The sequence below is a fragment of the Colwellia sp. BRX10-1 genome (genome assembly GCF_014077545.1).
Lineage (GTDB): Bacteria > Pseudomonadota > Gammaproteobacteria > Enterobacterales > Alteromonadaceae > Colwellia_A.
In genome coordinates, this window is sequence record NZ_JACGWC010000031.1 from 1 (window position 1) to 18,398 (window position 18,398).

Annotated in this window: 16 protein-coding genes and 1 rRNA gene; 8 read left to right on the top strand and 9 right to left on the bottom strand. The window is 38.1% G+C overall.

Features of this window, described 5'->3' with window-relative positions; translation table 11 throughout:
* The 3 genes from rrf to H4J75_RS17460 all read left to right on the top strand — a co-directional run.
* Positions 1–106: ribosomal RNA gene (rrf, locus tag H4J75_RS17450) — 5S ribosomal RNA — on the top strand; the annotation flags it as partial.
* Between the two features lie 518 nt (positions 107–624).
* Positions 625–1,557: a ribosome biogenesis GTPase YlqF gene (gene ylqF / locus H4J75_RS17455; protein ID WP_070374465.1), complete on the top strand. Its 933-nt coding sequence runs from the start codon at positions 625–627 to the stop codon at positions 1,555–1,557.
* 10 nt (positions 1,558–1,567) lie between these two features.
* Complete coding sequence (locus H4J75_RS17460) at positions 1,568–1,996, top strand: HIT domain-containing protein (protein WP_182222813.1); 429 nt, start codon at positions 1,568–1,570, stop codon at positions 1,994–1,996.
* A 42-nt stretch (positions 1,997–2,038) separates the two neighbouring features.
* Here H4J75_RS17460 and megL read toward each other — a convergent pair whose 3' ends face one another.
* The gene (gene megL / locus H4J75_RS17465; protein ID WP_070374463.1) at positions 2,039–3,244 is read right to left on the bottom strand and encodes a methionine gamma-lyase; all 1,206 of its coding nucleotides are present in this window, start codon (positions 3,242–3,244) and stop codon (positions 2,039–2,041) included.
* A gap of 296 nt (positions 3,245–3,540) precedes the next feature.
* Between megL and H4J75_RS17470 the strand changes: the two genes are divergently transcribed.
* Positions 3,541–5,103 (top strand): sigma 54-interacting transcriptional regulator, encoded by a 1,563-nt coding sequence (locus tag H4J75_RS17470; RefSeq protein ID WP_182222814.1) that lies wholly within the window; start codon positions 3,541–3,543, stop codon positions 5,101–5,103.
* Positions 5,104–5,122: 19 nt separating this feature from the next.
* Here the strand turns inward: H4J75_RS17470 and H4J75_RS17475 are convergent, their stop codons facing one another.
* The 3 genes from H4J75_RS17475 to H4J75_RS17485 form a co-directional block, all read right to left on the bottom strand.
* Positions 5,123–5,530: a translation initiation factor gene (locus H4J75_RS17475; RefSeq protein ID WP_182222815.1), complete on the bottom strand. Its 408-nt coding sequence runs from the start codon at positions 5,528–5,530 to the stop codon at positions 5,123–5,125.
* A 111-nt stretch (positions 5,531–5,641) separates the two neighbouring features.
* Complete coding sequence (locus H4J75_RS17480; RefSeq protein ID WP_182218571.1) at positions 5,642–6,568, bottom strand: electron transfer flavoprotein subunit alpha/FixB family protein; 927 nt, start codon at positions 6,566–6,568, stop codon at positions 5,642–5,644.
* Positions 6,565–7,317 (bottom strand): electron transfer flavoprotein subunit beta/FixA family protein, encoded by a 753-nt coding sequence (locus H4J75_RS17485; protein WP_070374461.1) that lies wholly within the window; start codon positions 7,315–7,317, stop codon positions 6,565–6,567. The genes H4J75_RS17480 and H4J75_RS17485 overlap by 4 nt, the downstream gene beginning before the upstream one ends.
* Positions 7,318–7,623: 306 nt before the next feature.
* On the opposite strand from H4J75_RS17485, the gene H4J75_RS17490 reads away from it, so the two are divergent.
* The gene (locus H4J75_RS17490; protein ID WP_070374460.1) at positions 7,624–9,273 is read left to right on the top strand and encodes an electron transfer flavoprotein-ubiquinone oxidoreductase; all 1,650 of its coding nucleotides are present in this window, start codon (positions 7,624–7,626) and stop codon (positions 9,271–9,273) included.
* Positions 9,274–10,660: 1,387 nt separating this feature from the next.
* On the opposite strand, the gene H4J75_RS17495 is transcribed toward H4J75_RS17490, so the two are convergent.
* The 4 genes from H4J75_RS17495 to H4J75_RS17510 all read right to left on the bottom strand — a co-directional run bounded on the left by H4J75_RS17495 (position 10,661) and on the right by H4J75_RS17510 (position 15,014).
* Positions 10,661–11,434, bottom strand: a complete 774-nt coding sequence (locus H4J75_RS17495) for a DUF2884 family protein (RefSeq protein WP_182222816.1) — start codon at positions 11,432–11,434, stop codon at positions 10,661–10,663.
* A gap of 52 nt (positions 11,435–11,486) precedes the next feature.
* Complete coding sequence (locus tag H4J75_RS17500) at positions 11,487–13,172, bottom strand: DUF342 domain-containing protein (protein ID WP_182222817.1); 1,686 nt, start codon at positions 13,170–13,172, stop codon at positions 11,487–11,489.
* Between the two features lie 37 nt (positions 13,173–13,209).
* On the bottom strand, positions 13,210–13,536 hold the full coding sequence (locus H4J75_RS17505; RefSeq protein WP_146800730.1) for a hypothetical protein: 327 nt from the start codon (positions 13,534–13,536) through the stop codon (positions 13,210–13,212).
* A gap of 203 nt (positions 13,537–13,739) precedes the next feature.
* Positions 13,740–15,014 carry a CinA family nicotinamide mononucleotide deamidase-related protein gene (locus H4J75_RS17510; RefSeq protein WP_182222818.1) on the bottom strand — a complete coding sequence of 425 codons (1,275 nt, stop codon included), beginning with the start codon at positions 15,012–15,014 and terminating at the stop codon, positions 13,740–13,742.
* Between the two features lie 182 nt (positions 15,015–15,196).
* On the opposite strand from H4J75_RS17510, the gene H4J75_RS17515 reads away from it, so the two are divergent.
* The 3 genes from H4J75_RS17515 to dapA all read left to right on the top strand — a co-directional run bounded on the left by H4J75_RS17515 (position 15,197) and on the right by dapA (position 17,454).
* Entirely contained in the window at positions 15,197–15,967 is a 771-nt protein-coding gene (locus tag H4J75_RS17515) for a DUF4097 family beta strand repeat-containing protein (RefSeq protein ID WP_182222819.1), read from the top strand.
* Between the two features lie 129 nt (positions 15,968–16,096).
* Positions 16,097–16,483: a hypothetical protein gene (locus H4J75_RS17520; RefSeq protein WP_070374454.1), complete on the top strand. Its 387-nt coding sequence runs from the start codon at positions 16,097–16,099 to the stop codon at positions 16,481–16,483.
* Positions 16,484–16,545: 62 nt separating this feature from the next.
* On the top strand, positions 16,546–17,454 hold the full coding sequence (dapA, locus tag H4J75_RS17525; RefSeq protein WP_182217862.1) for a 4-hydroxy-tetrahydrodipicolinate synthase: 909 nt from the start codon (positions 16,546–16,548) through the stop codon (positions 17,452–17,454).
* Positions 17,455–17,461: 7 nt separating this feature from the next.
* Here the strand turns inward: dapA and H4J75_RS17530 are convergent, their stop codons facing one another.
* The gene (locus H4J75_RS17530; RefSeq protein WP_182222820.1) at positions 17,462–18,334 is read right to left on the bottom strand and encodes an RluA family pseudouridine synthase; all 873 of its coding nucleotides are present in this window, start codon (positions 18,332–18,334) and stop codon (positions 17,462–17,464) included.
* Positions 18,335–18,398: the final 64 nt, after the last annotated feature.

Here is an 18,398-nt window from a genome sequence, read left to right on the forward strand (position 1 = left end):
AATAGCACTGTGGCACCACCTGATCCCATTCCGAACTCAGAAGTGAAACGCAGTAGCGCCGATGGTAGTGTGGGAGTTCCCATGTGAGAGTAGGACATTGCTAGGCTTCTATTTAGAGAAACCCGATTCGAAAGAGTCGGGTTTTTTGCTTTCTGACGTTTAAAAAAGACCAAACCCATAGCTAGCATGGATTAATAACAAGGGTAGTGTGACTTATGTTCGACATGCCCATGTGAGCCTAGGACATCCTCCGCTTCCAATTAGTTCGCTCTTTGCCATCCTTGGCAACGCGACATTAGTATATCCCTACACGTCAGAAACCCGATTCGAAAGAGTCGGGTTTTTTGCTTTCTGGCGTTCAAAAAAAACAAAATTCGCTAACTAGCATGCACTGATAACAAGGTAGTCTGGCTTTTAATAAGCATGCTTGTTATAAACGAAACGTTTTTGTATTTAAGTCTTTGTAAACTTGCTACTAACGCATGTTAAATTTCATATCTTTCAGCTCAAAAGCTTATCTTATAACTGGCGATGCTTGTAATATCATATTTATTTTCAATGTAACGTGTGTATCAATGCGTAACTTGCTAAAATCTACACATTAATAAATTACTTAGTGTTGTTATGGCTATTAATTGGTTCCCTGGGCATATGCATAAAGCCCAAAAAGAAATAAAAGAAATTCTTCCACAAATAGATGTGGTCATAGAAGTGTGTGACGCTAGATTGCCGTTTAGCAGTGAAAATCCGATGATCACTGAGATCAGAGGTGATATCCCCCTTATTAAAATTCTCAATAAGTCAGATCTTGCCGATCCTGCTAAAACAAAAATTTGGCTAGAATATTTAGAGTCTCAAAAAAATGTCAAAGCAATTGCTCTAACCACAGATAACCCTTCTGTAGCGAAGACACTCCCTAGTCTTATTCGTAAATTAGTACCCAGTAAAAATGAAACGGGTAAACAGATCAACGTTGTTATCATGGGTATCCCTAACGTAGGTAAATCTACCTTATTAAATACTCTTGTTGGAAAAGCAAAAGCTAAAGTCGGTAATGAGCCTGCTGTGACTAAAGGTCAGCAGCGAATTCGTTTAGACGAAGGTCTTTACTTATATGATACCCCAGGTATGTTGTGGCCAAAAATTGTTAATGAAAACAGTGGTTATCGATTAGCGATTACCAGCGCAGTTAAAGATACCGCCTTCGACCATGAAGATATTGCCTCGTTTGCTGGTGAATATTTATTAGCGCATTACCCGCAACGATTAAAAGAACGTTATCAATTTGACGATACGCCACAAACCGAAGTAGAGTTACTTGAAGAAATAGGTCGTAGACGCGGCTGTGTTAAATCAGGTGGTCGTATTGATTATCATAAAGCCGCAGCAATATTAATCAATGAGATACGTGATAATACTCTGGGTGGCATTACTTTTGAAACACCTGATATGATAGAAATTGAAACACTACATTTTATCGAACTTGAGGCTAAAAAAGTAGCGGCTAGAGAAGCTAAGAAAACTGCCCGCGGTCGCGGTCGTAAAAATAAACGTTAAGAGAGTCTATATGTCTAATACATTTCAACTTCATGCGCTATTACAACGTGACACCATTGAGTTACTTGAGTTACCACTGTCAACACTATTACTAATGAATGATAGTAATTATCCGTGGTTTGTTTTAGTACCTAGGGTCGATGATATTCAAGATATTTATCAACTTGATTGGCAGCAACAACAGCAGTTTCTCAATGAATCAAGTTTGTTAAGTGAAATCTTAATGCAGTTATTTAATGGCACAAAAATGAATGTAGCGGCATTAGGTAATATTTGTCCACAACTTCATGTCCATCACATTGTTCGCTTTGCGGATGATATTGCTTGGCCGAAGCCTGTTTGGGGTGAGTTTGCAATGAAGGCTTATACAGACAGTGAATTAACCTTGTTAAAAGAAAAAGTACTGCCTGCGCTAACTAAAATTATAACGCAGGATTAATACTTTACGGGTAATTATACTTACTCGTTATAAACCGCTAAGTTAGGCAACTTGCTCTTGGCGGTTTTCTATTTGATCTAACGATTGCTTCAGATCGTCAAGTAAATCATTTACGTGTTCTAAACCAACAGATATTCGAATTAAACTATCACTGATACCTGCCGCTACTCTCTCTTCTGGTGTATAAGGTGAATGAGTCATCGAAGCAGGGTGCTGAATAAGAGACTCTGCATCTCCTAGGCTTACTGCGATTGAAAATAAACTCATCCGATTTATAAACTCTTCGCCACCTTTTAAGTCTGCATTTAATTCAAAAGCGATAACTCCACCAGCCGCTTTCATTTGCGTACCAATAAATTTATAACCGTCATGCGACTTAAGGCCAGGGTAATAAACTTTAGCTATCATTGGGTGACTTTCTAAAAACTCAGCGATTGTTTGTGCATTTGAACAGTGGCGTTCCATACGCAATGGTAAGGTTTTTAATCCTCTCATAATTAACCATGCATCATGAGGGCTCATTGTTGCGCCAATATCTTTAAGTGCAGTTAATTTGATGTGTTCTATCATTTCAGCATTACTACAGATAATACCTGCTACCACATCACCATGACCATTTAGATACTTAGTTGCACTGTGAACAACGATATCCGCACCAAATTTTCCAGGTTGCTGTAAAACAGGGGTTAAGAAAGTATTGTCAACGATTGATAGAATACTGTGTTTTTTTGATATCGCTAAAATACGTGCTAAATCTAAAACTACTAAATTTGGGTTTATTGGTGTTTCTAGGAATATAACTTTAGTATTTGGTTTTATCGCTTTTTCAATATTTTCAGGCACTTTCATATCAACAAATGAAACTTCAATGCCGAATTTGGTTAGCATATGACTGATCAATGCATATGAACAGCCATACAAGGCACTAGATGAAATAATATGATCACCACATTGCAAATTAGCTAATAAGGCGCCAGAAACAGCTGCCATGCCTGTTGCTGTGGCAGCTGCATCTTCCATTTCTTCCATGGCAGCAACACGCATTTCTAATTGTCTTACTGTAGGGTTACCTAATCGCCCATAGATATATCCTTCAGCTTCACCCGCAAAACGGTCGGCGCCTTGTTTAGCGTTTTCAAAAATGAAAGTAGACGTTTGGTAGAGCGGAGTTGCTAAAGAGCCAAATTGCTCATCGTTAATACGCCCTGAATGGATTGCTTGTGTTTCAACATATTTACTATTTTTCATAAATCTTCTCTTTAATAAGCATTTCGATGAAGAAAATTAGCGGCGCACTTTGTTATTTTTTATAGGTTGCGCCGCTAATTTCTTTTATATTGATCCGTTTGTTTTTATGTTTGCAAAAAAAGAGCCAGCAATATATAAGGTAATTATATCAATGTGTTATGTGATTGTTGGTGTGTAGGCCTATTGATTTGTAATTAAATTATTACAAATCGTTCGCTTATCAGTTATTCTGTAATATAATTAATACATTGTAATTAATCTATTACAATATGACTTTGAAACATTGAGATAAACTGATGAGAATTGAAATTAAAGTAAAAGATCGTATTGGTATAAGCCAAGAAATCTTGGCTATTTTTGCTGATAATCGTTGGAATATACGTTCACTTGAAGTGGTTAGTCACTTTATTTATGTCCACTTTATGTCCAATGAATTAATATTGTCTGACGTGCAAAATTCTCTGTCGCACCGCGATGACATAGTTCATTGTTTATCTGTCGACTTATTACCGACACAAAGACGTGAGGCTCATTTAAAAACCTTATTAGACACTATTCCAGACCCTATACTGGATATCGACCAAAATGGTATTATTGTTATTATTAATACGGCCGCTCAGTCGTTATTAAAAGATTTAGTTATAAAAATTGAGGGACAGCATATCGATCAATATATAGATCAGTCCTTTCAAGACATGCTTAATTCTTCACTGAGTAATTTTTCACTCTCATTCCTCGAACAATCTTATTTAGCTGATATCACGCCAATATTTTCAGAACATAGTTCATCAGGCGTTATTCTCACCTTACGTTCAATGAACCGCGTTGGTCAGCATATCGCATTAATACAGAGTCGAGAGCAAGCTGAATTTGATAATATTATTGGTGAGAACTCAGCTATTCGACTCTTAAAGTCTCAAACACTCAGGTTTTCAGAATTAGAATTACCGGTACTTATCAGTGGTGAAACAGGTACAGGTAAAGAGTTATTAGCTCGTGCTTTGCATAATGCCAGTCGACGTGCCGACGCGCCTTTTTTAGCGCTGAATTGTGCAGCATTACCCGAAAACTTATTGGAAAGTGAACTGTTTGGCTATGCGCCAGGTGCTTTTACCGGGGCTCAAAAAGGGGGGAAACCTGGGCTATTTGAACTGGCAGAAACAGGGACTATCTTTTTAGATGAAATTGCAGAAATGTCAGTATATTTACAAGCTAAGTTATTACGATTCTTACAGGATTATAAATATCGTCGTCTAGGTGGCACGAAAGAGTTAACGGCGAATGTGCGTATAATCAGTGCCAGTCACCAACACTTACCGCAACAGATTGAACGACAATTATTTAGAGAAGACCTATTCTATCGCCTAAATGTATTGAATTTGTCGATACCTCCACTGCGTGAACGACCCGATGATATTATTTTATTAGCGGCACACTTTATTAAAATGGCGGCGCTTCAAGTTGCACGAAAAGTACCTACTTTAACAGAGCAAGCACTTGCTGCCCTTAAGATATGCCAATGGCCAGGTAATATTCGCCAGTTACAAAATATTTTATTTAGAGCGGTAGCCCTTAATGATAGTGGTGTTATTGAAAAGTCTGATATTGATGGTGCGTTATCACAATTTTCAGCAGTCGATTTACCGATAAGTCATAATATTGCTGGTTCTGCTAGCGATGGTGAAAATTTTGCTGATCAGCCTCAATGGTCCGACTGGAATAGTGCTCAAGAAAAATTTGAAGGCGATTTGCTTAAAACCTTGTATCCGCTTTACCCAACAACGAGAAAACTAGCAGAGCGGTTAAAGGTTTCACACAATAAAATAGCAATGAAATTACGAAAGTACGATATAAGTTAGCCTGTTAGATGTTTGCTGACTAGCCGCCAACAAACTTTACCTTAAAGCCATTGCTCTCAAGGACCTGTTTTATTTGCTCTCTTTTATCGCCTTGCACTTCGATGACTTCACCGACAACACTGCCACCGGTGCCACAGGTTTTCTTCAATTTTGTAGCAAGCTCTTTTAGCGCTTTTGCATCTAAGCCTAATCCGCTAATGGTGATGACACCTTTACCTTTTCTGCCTTTAGTTTCACGCCTAACTTTAGCAAAGCCATCACTGGCTGTTATTGTTTGGGTGTTATTGTCTTGTTTGATACGGCCACTATCTGTTGAATATACTAATGAACTATCGGCTGGTTGCTGATTGGCCGAATGCTCAGCTGTAGCACTCTCTCTACCAAATGCACCAGCAAGATCGCTAAGACTAGAAAGTTTATTTTTCATGATGTGGTACCCGAGTGTTAATTGACTGAGTGGTTAAATAAAAGATAAAAATAAAGCCACTATTAAAGTGGCTTTATTATACCTAGAAAATAAGTCTGAAAACGTTATAGTTTACAGTTTACCTTCAAGCTCTGGTAATACTTCAAATAAATCACCAACAATACCGTAATCAGCTACTTGGAAAATAGGCGCTTCGGCATCCTTGTTGATCGCAACAATGATTTTAGAATCTTTCATACCAGCTAAATGCTGTATTGCACCACTTATACCTACAGCTATGTATAGGTCAGGAGCAACAATTTTACCTGTTTGACCGACTTGCATGTCATTAGGTACAAAGCCAGCATCTACAGCGGCACGTGAAGCACCAATAGCAGCGCCAAGCTTATCTGCAATACCTTCAAGTAACTTGAAGTTATCGCCGTTTTGCATGCCACGACCACCTGAAATAACGATACTTGCTGCGCCTAAGTCAGGACGTTCTGATACAGAAAGTTCATCATTTACATGCGTTGAAATTCCAGCGTCTGTTACTGAGTCTACTGTTACAATCTCAGCACTACCATCAGTGGCAACTGGGTCAAACCCCGTAGGACGAACCGTAATTATTTTTTTACTGTCTAAGCTTTGCACTGTGGCAATAGCATTACCTGCATAAATAGGACGAACAAAAGTATCACTACTTTCTACAGCAATAATATCTGATATTTGTGCAACATCTAATAAAGCGGCAACGCGAGGCATAAAGTTCTTACCTGTCGTTAAAGCTGTTGCTAAGACGTGTTCGTAATCAGCAGCAAGTTCTGTTACCAATAAGCTAATGTTTTCAGCTAACTGATGTTCATAAGCTGGATTATCAGCAACAAGTACTTTACTTACACCGTTAACTTTAGCGGCTTCTTGTGCAACACTCTGACAATTACTACCAGCAACTAATATATGAATGTCACCACCAATTGCTTGAGCTGCAGCAACTGTTTTAAGCGTGTCAGCTTTTAATGTGCTGTTATCATGTTCAGCAAATACTAAAATACTCATGAAATCACCTTCGCTTCATTTTTCAGTTTTTCAATTAATGTATCTACACCATCAACAATAATACCGGCTTTACGTGTTGCAGGTGGTACAACTTTTATTAATTTTGAACGTGGGCTTAAATCAATGCCAAAATCTGCAGCGGGTTTAACCACTAATGGTTTACGCTTTGCTTTCATGATATTAGGTAATGAAGCATAACGAGGTTCATTTAAACGCAAATCGGTAGTAACAATTGCAGGTAGGTTAAGTGATACAGTTTGTAAGCCGCTATCAACTTCACGTGTTACATTAACTTTATCGCCTTCAACTTTTACCACTGATGCGAAAGTACCTTGCGGCATACCTGTTAAGGCAGCGAGCATTTGACCTGTTTGATTATTATCACTGTCGATAGATTGCTTACCTAGAATAACCAATTGTGGCTGTTCTTCTTCAACAATCTTTTGTAAAAGTTTGGCGATATTAAGAGCGTCTAACTTCTCATCAGTTTCGATTTGAATAGCGCGGTCTGCGCCTAATGCTAAAGCCGTTCTTAATTGTTCTTGGCAAGATTTGTCACCAACGGATACCACAATAACTTCAGTGGCAACGCCAGCTTCTTTTAAACGAACCGCTTCTTCTACAGCGATTTCACAAAAAGGGTTAATTGCCATTTTTACATTAGCAAGATCAACATTTGAATTGTCTGCTTTTACGCGAACTTTGACGTTATAGTCAATTACACGTTTAATAGGTACTAATACTTTCATCGTAGCCTCTGATTGCGTTTGTTGTGTTTGTATTTATAGTGTAAAGCTAAGGTTTGATTAATTAAACTAACATTAGCAAGTATTTCTCATTATTGCTCGACAGACTAATACTAGACTACGTGAACGTCAACGTAATACGGTGCTTGTCTCGATAAATTGAGCTTAAATAGCTTTTGTCGCAATATCTTTCAATAGAAGATAGTATTTATCAACAAAATATCTATAATGAGTGATATTATCAAACAGGTGTTTGAAAATCAAACGAGTGTTTGATTTTATTTAAATGAATATTTTTTGGGGAAATTTATGGAACGCGAATCGATGGATTTTGACGTTGTTATTGTTGGTGCTGGTCCGTCTGGCTTAGCAACAGCTTGTCGTTTGATGCAGTTAGCAAAAGAAAAAGATCAAGAACTCTTAGTCTGCGTTGTTGAAAAAGGCTCAGAAGTTGGAGCACATATTTTATCGGGGGCTGTTTTTGAGCCAAGAGCGCTAAATGAATTATTCCCAGATTGGCAAGAAAAAGGCGCGCCACTGAATACAAAAGTTACCGGCGATGATCTTTATTTACTTAACAGCGAAAGCAACGCGATAAAATTACCTAACATCTCTGTACCAAAAACTATGCATAACGATGGAAACTATATTGTTAGCATGGGCAACGTATGTCGTTGGTTAGCAGAGCAAGCGGAAGAACTAGGGGTTGAAATTTTTCCTGGTTTCCCTGCACATGAAGTACTCTATAACGATGATGGTAGTGTTGCGGGTATTATTACCGGTGACATGGGTCTAGATGTTAATGGTAAAGAAAAAGATTCGTTTGTTCCTGGAATGGAACTTCGCGCTAAGTATACTGTTTTTGCTGAAGGTTGCCGTGGTCACTTAGGTAAAGAACTGATCAGTAAATTTAATTTAGATGAAGGTGTCTCTCCACAGCATTATGGTCTAGGTTTTAAAGAAATTTGGGACATTGATCCCGCTAAGCACCAAGAAGGTCTCGTGGTACATACGGCCGGTTGGCCATTAGATCAAGGCGCAACGGGTGGTGGCTATTTATACCATGCAGAAAATAATCAAGTATTTGTAGGTCTTATTGTAGATTTAAATTATAGCAACCCGCATTTAAGTCCATTTGATGAATTTCAACGTTATAAACATCATCCAAAAATTAGTCAGTACCTTGAAGGCGGTAAACGTGTTTCTTATGGAGCACGAGCGATGGCAAAGGGTGGTTTTAACTCACTACCTAAAATGACAATGCCTGGTGGTATTATAGTCGGATGTGATGCTGGAACGATAAATTTTGCTAAAATCAAAGGTAATCACACCGCAATGAAATCGGGTATGTTAGCCGCTGAAAGTATTTTTCAAGTGATTGTTTCCGGTGATGAAGGCGGTAAAGACCTTGCTGATTATACTGAAAGGTTTAAAGACTCTTGGTTATATGACGAACTTTATAGCTCTCGCAATTTTGGTCCGGCGATGCATAAATTTGGTATGACCTTGGGTGGTGCTTATAACACCATAGATCAAAACCTATTTAACGGTAAATTACCGTTTAACCTCAAGGACGACACGCTTGACCATGACCAGCTTAAATTAGCCTCGGAGTCGGCGGTTATCAATTATCCAAAACCAGATAATAAACTAAGTTTTGATAAATTAACCTCAGTGTTTTTGTCAAATACTAACCATGAAGAAGAACAACCTTGTCACTTAAGACTGACTGACGTCGATGTTCCAATTACGGTTAATTTAGCTAAGTATGCAGAGCCTGCTCAGCGTTATTGTCCGGCTGGCGTATACGAAATTGAATCGACAGAGCAGGGTGATAAATTAGTGATCAATGCACAAAACTGTATTCACTGTAAAACCTGTGATATTAAAGACCCAAGCCAAAATATAACTTGGGTAACACCAGAAGGCACCGGTGGTCCGAATTATCCAAATATGTAAGTTACTATTTGTGCGATTTTAATTATAAAAACCTGCTGATGCAGGTTTTTTGTTTTCAGGATGACGGTGTTGTGTTCAATACGACGGCGCTGTGTTGATAATGACAGTAATGGTATCAGAGAGTCGATGATCGTTTAGTCCTTTTATCGTCATGCTGAATTCATTTCAGTATCTGGTCTTTGTTGTTGCAAGTACAGATCCTGAAACAAGTTCAGGATGACGGTGTTGCGTTCAGGTGATTGTGCTTGTTTTAGGATGATGGCGTTGTGTTCAGAATGACAGTGCTTGTTTTAGGACGATGGCGTTGTGTTGAGGTGATTGTGCTTGTTTTAGGATGACGGTGCCTGTCTCAGAATGACAGTGATGGTATCAGGGAGTCGATGATCGTTAAGTCCTTTTGTCGTCATGCTGAATTTATTTCAGTATCTGGTTTTTGTGGTTGCAAGTACAGATCCTGAAACAAGTTCAGGATGACGGTGCTTGTTTCAGGATGACGGTGCCTGTCTCAGGGTGACGGTGCTTGTATTCAGGATGATGGCGTTGTGATAACAGTGATGGTATCAGGGAGTCGATGATCGTTTAGTCCTTTTGTCGTCATGCTGAATTTATTTCAGTATCTGGTTTTTGTGGTTGTAAGTACAGATCCTGAAACAAGTTCAGGATGACGGTGCTTGTTTCAGGATGACGGTGCCTCTCTCAGGGTGACGGTGCTTGTATTCAGGATGATGGCGTTGTGATAACAGTGATGGTATCAGGGAGTCGATGATCGTTAAGTCCTTTTGTCGTCATGCTGAATTTATTTCAGTATCTGGTTTTTGTGGTTGTAAGTACAGATCCTGAAACAAGTTCAGGATGACGGTGCTTGTGTTCAGGATGACGGTGCTTGTTTTGGGATGACGGCTTATTTTGATGATGATAGTCATGGTATTAAGGAGTCGTGATCTTTTAGTACTTTTGTCGTCATGCTGAATTTATTTCAGTATCTGGTCTTTGTGGTTGTAAGTACAGATCCTGAAACAAGTTCAGGATGACGGCGCCTGTCTCAGGATGACGGTGCTTGTGTTCAGGATGACGGTGCTTGTGTTCAGGTGATTGTGCTTGTTTTGGGATGACGGCTTATTTTGATGATGATAGTCATGGTATCAAGGAGTCGGTGAGCGTTTAGTCCTTTTATCGTCATGCTGAATTTATTTCAGTATCTGGTCTCTATGTTACAATTACAGATCCTGAAACGAGTTCAGGATGACGGCGTTATGTTCAGGATGACGGTGTTATGTTCAGGATGACGGAGTTATGTTCAGGATGACGGTGTTGTGTTCAGGATGACGGAGTTATGTTCAGGTTGGCGCTTTGTTCACTATGACGTTGCTCTTTGGGAGCAACGGAATTACTTTGTCTGTATCAAATCAAATTCACTCAGTGCCGTGATACTTTGCTGTAACTTCGACTCTAGTTGATCTAACTTCTTTAAGCTTTTACAAAACTGCGCAGCTTTTAATTTAACTTCTTGTGCGCGGGGTTCAATGTCAAGCTGCAAATCCTTTTCCATACCTTTGATACGTTGGTCAAAGGTTTCTACGCGCTGTTCACTACTGCTTGCTTCGTTGGTGGTCATTGCTTCACCAACGGCCATTAAAATAGTGCCAATTGATTCGGTTACGATACTTTCAATTTCTTGTTCAAAGGCGCCAGCAAAAATTTCATCAAAATCAGCAAAATCTTGCGAAGCAATATAATAATTAGTATCGCTATGGTTAAAACGTTCTCTTAAACGGTATTGCATCTCATCGAAGCGCTCTTGAATTTTTTGATGTGAGGCGCTATTTTCACCCGTTAAACCCGCAATAACTTTGTTTACTGCTTTTAAATCAATATCAACACCTTCAATCGCTATCGCCACTATTTCAGGGATTTGTTTACGAATGCCTTGGCTGTATTGCGTGAGTAATTGTCTTTGTTCTTCATTGAGGGCTATCTCACGCCCACGAATAAATAATTGTTGATCATTATTAATTTGAACGTAGGTTTGGCTTTCTTTCAAAATACGTACATGAGAAGGGTTGATTACCACACCATGATTAAAGTTTATATCGCATTGCTGTGCTGAAGCTGTAACAGCAATTAAGCTCGTTGCAATTAAAGCAAGAGTATTAATTTTCATCGTTTTCCTAATGTAACTAAAATGATATTGATGGAAAATGTTCAGTAATATTCTATGTATTAACGATAGGATTAAAATGAATTTTTCTTTCTTTATAATTCACCTTAGTTGGTCCATATTCACGGCGAGATCTATCTTGGAAGTCGCCAACAATCATTTGTACACCGTGATAAAGTTTCTCTGTTGCTTCTATATAGACACTTGCCATATAGGTTTGTATTTGCTCTTCAAAAGCTTCTTTTTCGTTAAGAATCTCACCTACGCGATGAGCATGAAACTTATAAGTAGAAACCAGTTTACTGAGCATCTCAGGGTTTACTTTATCGGTAGGCAACTTTTTGAGTTTATTAACGGCTAATTGTAATTCTGTTGATTTATCAGAATCAACTTTTAATTTAAATTCAATGTCTTCTAACTGTTCTTTCATTAGATCCACTTTTTTGGAAAAGCTTATAATGGTGCTGCTTCCTGCTGTTGCGCCTACAATACCGGCATGAACAGATTTTCCCGCTTTTATGTAACCAGCGATAAGCTTACCATTAGCTTTTTCTTCAGTGCCTAACCAAAGTGTCTCTTCAACATCAATAATGCTGTGCATCATTTGGTTTTCAATACGTAAGGAGTGACAAGATATTTCAGCATATTGAGCATATTTTGCGAAAATATCACCTTTAGCAGATATATAAGCACTCATTTTAATATTATCGAGAGATTGACCTTCAACGTCTTGTTTTTTACCAATAATGCCACTACCAATAGTAATGTCACCACCAGCTTCTAAGGTTGCTGACTCAACAAAACCACCAATTGTGATATCGCCGGTTGCCGTTACTTTCATACCCTCACAAATATCACCATCAATAATAACACTGCCTTCAAATTTGATATGCCCAGTACTGATATCAACATTTTTTATGCGATAAACCGGATCAACTTCCATGCCGTTATCAATAATTCTTGGTAAGCCGACCAGTGTCGAGATTAAGACTTTATCATTCTTAGGGCTTATTGTTGTACCTTCGCCAGCGGTTAGCGTGATGTCATCTCCTGGTAAAGGATCTAGGGCAGAGCCAGTCACAGTAAAACCTTTAACACCTTCGGTAAGCATAATTTTTTTCGCGAGCGGATCGCCAACTTTCACACAAATTATGTCACCTAAATCGCGCATATCGACACTTCCATCTTCGCGATCTTTAGGACGTAAAATTCTATCTTGGGCGCTTTGCACTAACCATTTTATTTTTGAATTTTTACCATTAATGGCAATTTTACCGTGGGCAATTTCGCCGGTAATTATAGAGCCAGCAGGTTCTTTCGCGGCTTGATGAGCAAGTTTTAATAATTGCTCTTTGGTAAAACCTTTGCTAACACCAGCTTCTTGAGCAGAGTTGAGAATGGCCTTAGCGGTTAAATGTTTACCACCAAGCGCTGTTGAAATCTCAGCTGTTGCAGACATTTCATCTTTATCAATGGTAATTGAAATAGTCGCGTCTCTGCGCTCAAGCACTTGATAACTAATTTCTCGGCCAGATTTATTCGTTTGAAGGGGTTTTAGGACACTATTAAGTTCGGCGATGGCATTTTTTATATTACCATTATCAACATATAAATCTTTAAATTCAGAATTTTCTATTAGTTCATGGACGCTGGCTTCTGTTACCTGTGTATCATCTTTAACCGGTTGCAAAACAAGGTCAATATTATTTTTTTTATTTGTTACTAAGCTTGCTTGAGTCACGCTAGATTTACTCCAATATTACCACTTAAAATATCGATTAAATGTAGTTTTCCTGGTGAATTTTAATGAAAGAGCCAGTATTTACTTTTGAATAATCAATTTTATATTCTTTGTTATCTAATGCTTGTATAAAAATTAATGTTTTATTCTCTCCAAAAACGTCTGTTGCACTAACATCAACAACATCTTGATAGGCTTTCTTAGCGTCAGCTTTCTTATTTGGAACTTCACCTTTGTAAATACCTATACCACGGTTACTTACAATCACTACAGGGTGACCGCCATTTATAATCAATAAATCAAATTTTCTCATCTTATGGATAATGGTATTACGACCACTCGTGATGAAGTTTTTTTCTATCAAAATATGCTCCTATTTCTACTCAAACGTCTAGCAATATTAGTTACCCAAATAACGAATATGCAGCTTTATAATTCTATTCTAGTTTATTCTGCCTATAAATATATAAAGATTTGATTTATGGCGCAATAAAAATGACATTTCTTTCAATATTATTATAGTTAATACCTAACGTTAACATGCATACAACATATTAAGGCTATATATTAAAAATAAAGTGGTGTTTGACTACTCTCAATTAATAACCGTCTTATTAAATCAAGAGATCTTGCTGCTACCGTACGTTGAAAGTTTTCCCTATTTGCCTTTATACAAAAATATTTGGTGTGTATTTTATCTTTATTACCCCAAGCTATCCAAACTGAGCCAACGGGTTTTTCTTTACTGCCACCCGTTGGGCCAGCTATACCTGAAACGGCAATAACTAAATCAGCTCCTGCTATGGCTAATGCACCTTCTGCCATCGCTATTACTGTCTGTTCACTAACCGCGCCATGTTGTTCAAGTATATTTTCATTAACATGCAATAGTTTGCTTTTCATATTATTTGAGTAAGTTACAAAGCCAGCCTCAAACGAAGATGATGACCCTGAAACTTTGGTTATTTCGCTGGCGATTAAACCGCCGGTACAAGACTCTGCTGTTGTTATTTTAAGATTTTTTTGTTGGCATAACTGCAATACTAGTTCGGCTAAAGAATAAGGTTTATCTTTAATCTCTTCAATGATGTGATCATTTAATAAGGTTTTAATTTTTTGAATAAGATCGATTTTTATTGATAAATGCTCATTTTTTTCAACGGTTAACTTTAATTCTATTAATGGCGAAGATGCACGAAAACCGACTTCAACTTCTTTAGGCCAATCGGGAAAGTTTTTTACCAACATTGACTGAAGGGTTGACTCGCCAATACCAAATAATTGTAAGCGAGTAATATCCATTTCCGCAGTGAAGTTAGATTGTGAGGCCAATTCAGGAATGATTACTTCATCAAGCATTATGTTAAGTTCACTGGGGACTCCCGGCGTACAAAAAATTTGGCAATCATTCAGTGTTAAGGAAAAACCTACTGCGCTGCCTACTCGGTTGGCAATAATATTACAATTTTCTGGCAGCAGGGCTTGCTTTAAATTAGCCTTACCTAAATGAGCATTACGTTGTTCACACCAGGTTTTTAGGTGGGCCAATGCTATAGGATGTTGCTTTAAAGAGCGTTGTGTCGCCATCGCTAATGCTTGCGCGGTTAAATCATCTGTTGTTGGACCAAGCCCGCCATTAATAATTAATACATCGGCATCTTTTGTTAAGTGTTCTATTTCCTTTGCAAGTAAATCAAGATCGTCAGCTAAGGTCACTTTTCGACTAATTTTTATGCCAATGGCTTTACATTGTTGAGCGATCATTGCTGAATTACTGTCGACAATATCTCCCGTCATCAATTCATTGCCAGTAAGAAGTAAGTGCACGTTAGCGATGGTCATTTATAAATCCTGTTAATAGGTAAAAATTACCGTTAGGTTACTGTAAAAGTTGAATTGTTGTTAGTTATTAAGAGCAGGAAAGGTCATTTAAAAAAGTAAAATAAAATTTAAACCTTTTCAATGCCATTGTGTACTTAACCATTATAGTCATTAAAATAGTTAATAAAACTCAAGGAAATTTCATGAAACAGTCATTTAAGAAACAACTTACTTTAGCCACAATTTTATCACTTGCTAGTATTAGCACCGTATATGCAGAGGTTAAAGATACCATTGAAAAATCATTTGTTGTTAATGAACAAACAAGTTTACGTTTAGCTAATATAAATGGTGGTGTTGATATTCAAGGTTGGAGTAACGATGAAATTAGAATAACAGCAACAGTGACCGCGGAAAATCAAACTGATAGAGACCGTATAAACCTTGAGTTTTCTGAAAGTTCTAGGGGCGTTAGTGTTGAAACTATATACCAAAAACAATCATCTTGGGGGCATAATAATAGCTCTGGCAAAGTTGATTATATTGTTATGGTTCCGTTTGGCGCGGCATTAACCGATATAGAATTAGTAAACGGTTCATTGGTGATTGATAAAGTACAAGGTGACATAAAAGCGAATACAGTCAATGGTACTATTAGTGTGCAAGGCTTAGCTGCAAACCTTGAATTAAATTCAGTTAATGGCAGTATTAATGCGACCTACCAGCAAGTTAGTAACAACATCGACAGCGTGGAGCTAACAACGGTCAACGGCAGTATTAAACTTTATATGCCTGGTGAGCTCAATGCCACGATTAATGCCGAAACCATGCACGGTAGTATCGACACGGCATTTGGGCTTTCAAGTGAGAAAAAAATGTTTAGTGGTCGTCACTTATCTGGGACAGTCGGCAGCGGCGATATTACGATTAATTTAGAAAGTGTCAATGGCAGCATTAAGGTCTTAAAAAACTAATTTTTAATAAAACGTCAAGCGCTTTATTTAACCACAACAATCAATGTTGTGGTTTTTTTTATTTGGTTGTCGGTGAAAATAATGCACAATAGTATTTATATCTGACAGAGTTATTAAGGCGTGTTTTAAGTGAGTGAACAATATAACCGAGCATTATTAGCCGGCCGTTGGTATCGTATGGAAATGAACGACGTCGGTCACCAACTTGTTGAGTATGCTGAGCTTTGCCTTGATGGTAGTTTTGAATTTTCTTTTGTTGAACAAACGTCTCAGGGCGAAATTGTTAGCCAAATTATTGAGTTAGGCGATTGGGGATTAGTGGGAGATATTCACTTTACTATCACACAAGAAGAAGTTGTTGACGGTGAGCATTATCGAGCCGATTTAAATGATGAAAATAACTATCAGGCTTATAAAGTTTTAGCCTTAGACAGTCAAATTTTCAAATATCAGCACATTGTTAGTAATGAAGTGTTTATCCTGCGCCGAGTTGTTGATAAAATCGGTCATTGTTAAATTCAGTTATTCTTCAAAAATAAGAAAAATTACCCTTTTACCTAATATGTAGTTGAGAAAAAATGAAAAATATAAAGGCAGCAAGTTTAATTACTGCGATAAAAACCCCTTACAACGCACAGGGTGAAATTGACCTTGTTACTTATGACAAGCTGGTTGCAAAGCAAATAGCGGCGGGTGTTGACGGTATTGTTGTCGGTGGTACTACAGGTGAAGGACACTTATTAAGTTGGGAAGAGCATTTAATGTTAATCGCTCATACCGTTCATCAATATAGTGACAAACTTATTATTGTTGGTAATACCGGTAGTAATAATACCCGAGAGGCAATTAAAGCCACACAAAATGGGTTTGCCATGGGTATGGATGCAGCATTGCAAATTAATCCTTATTACGGGCGAACCTCAATGGCGGGTGTTGCTGCGCATTTTAACAAAGTCTTAGATATTGGTCCTGCGTTTATCTATAACGTACCAGGAAGAACGGGCCAAGACCTTACACCTGATTTGATCGAACCTTTGTCAAAGCATAAAAACTTTATTGGCGTGAAAGAATGTGGCGGCAATGACCGTATTGCTTATTATGAAAAACAAGGTATTGCTTGTTGGTCAGGTAATGATGATGAATGTTATGTTGGTCGCCACCAATTTGGCTCTCACGGTGTTATTTCTGTAACCTCGAATCTAGTGCCTGGCCTAATGAGAACATTAATGGACAGTGAAGATGACGAACTAAATGAACGTTTACAAAGCCTGATGAAATGGTTGTTTTGTGAGCCTAACCCTATTGCCATAAATACCACGTTAATGATGACAGGTGCCGTTCAAGCTAACTTTAGATTACCTTACTTAGCGTTGACACTAGAGCAACGTCAAATCGGTTTTGATCTGTTAGCAAAACTTGATGCGGCTGAAATTGTTGGTGATAAATTAGCTCTGCTTAATGATAGTGATTTTAATTACTGTTCATAAACAACACTTAGCCAAGAACATTTAATGAGGGCATTAAATGTTCAGGCACTTTAAACGACTTCTGCTCTGCGGTTAGCGGGCAAATAAAATTAAGTGCCACGGCGCACAGCTGTAAGTTAATACTTTCTTCAATGCTGGCGTCGCCAACTTCCCCGTGTAATCTATCGCCAACCACCGGCATATTAATACTTGCAGCATGACTTCTTATTTGGTGTTTTCTCCCCGTATCAATAATAACTTGCACCAACGAGGTGTTATTTTTTTCATTATAAGCAAGATGGCTAAAATGGCTGCTGGCGCTTTTACCATCGACATCACAGGTTAATGTGTCAGGTTGTGGTCGTAAACGATGATCGCCGTGAATAATAATATGATAAATTTTCTCTAAGTCATGTTTTTCAAACATCGCACTTAATGCGCGCGCTGCTTTTTTACTATGGGCAATTAGAATTAATCCGGTGGCTGCTCTATCTAAACGGTGAACAATAAATGCGGGGCGCTCAGGGGTTAAATGTGTTTGAGCCCAACGGGCAATCGTGCAGTGATCACTCCACTTTGAACCTTGGGATAACATACCGTAAGGTTTATACCATACGCTATAATCAACATCGTCATTAATTAATAACGCTTCATTAGGCTGTTGGCTTAATACTTGTTCGTCATAATAAAAGTGTAGGGTATCGGTTACTTGTAATGGCTTTTTTATACGTCGCAAACGCTGTGTGCTTTTACCACGGGTTAACCATAACGCACCTCGTTGAATAGCCTGTTTTAATTGAGCATTACTTAATGAACATGCTTGGTTAAGTTCGCCAATAATGCTGCTATTTTCTGTATTAACATCAATGTGAAGCTCAAATTTATGTAAGGCTATATTCAAGGTGAGTGATTCGTTGGTAAGTTATATCGCTAGTTTACCAAAAATAATCGCTAACTGAATTGGT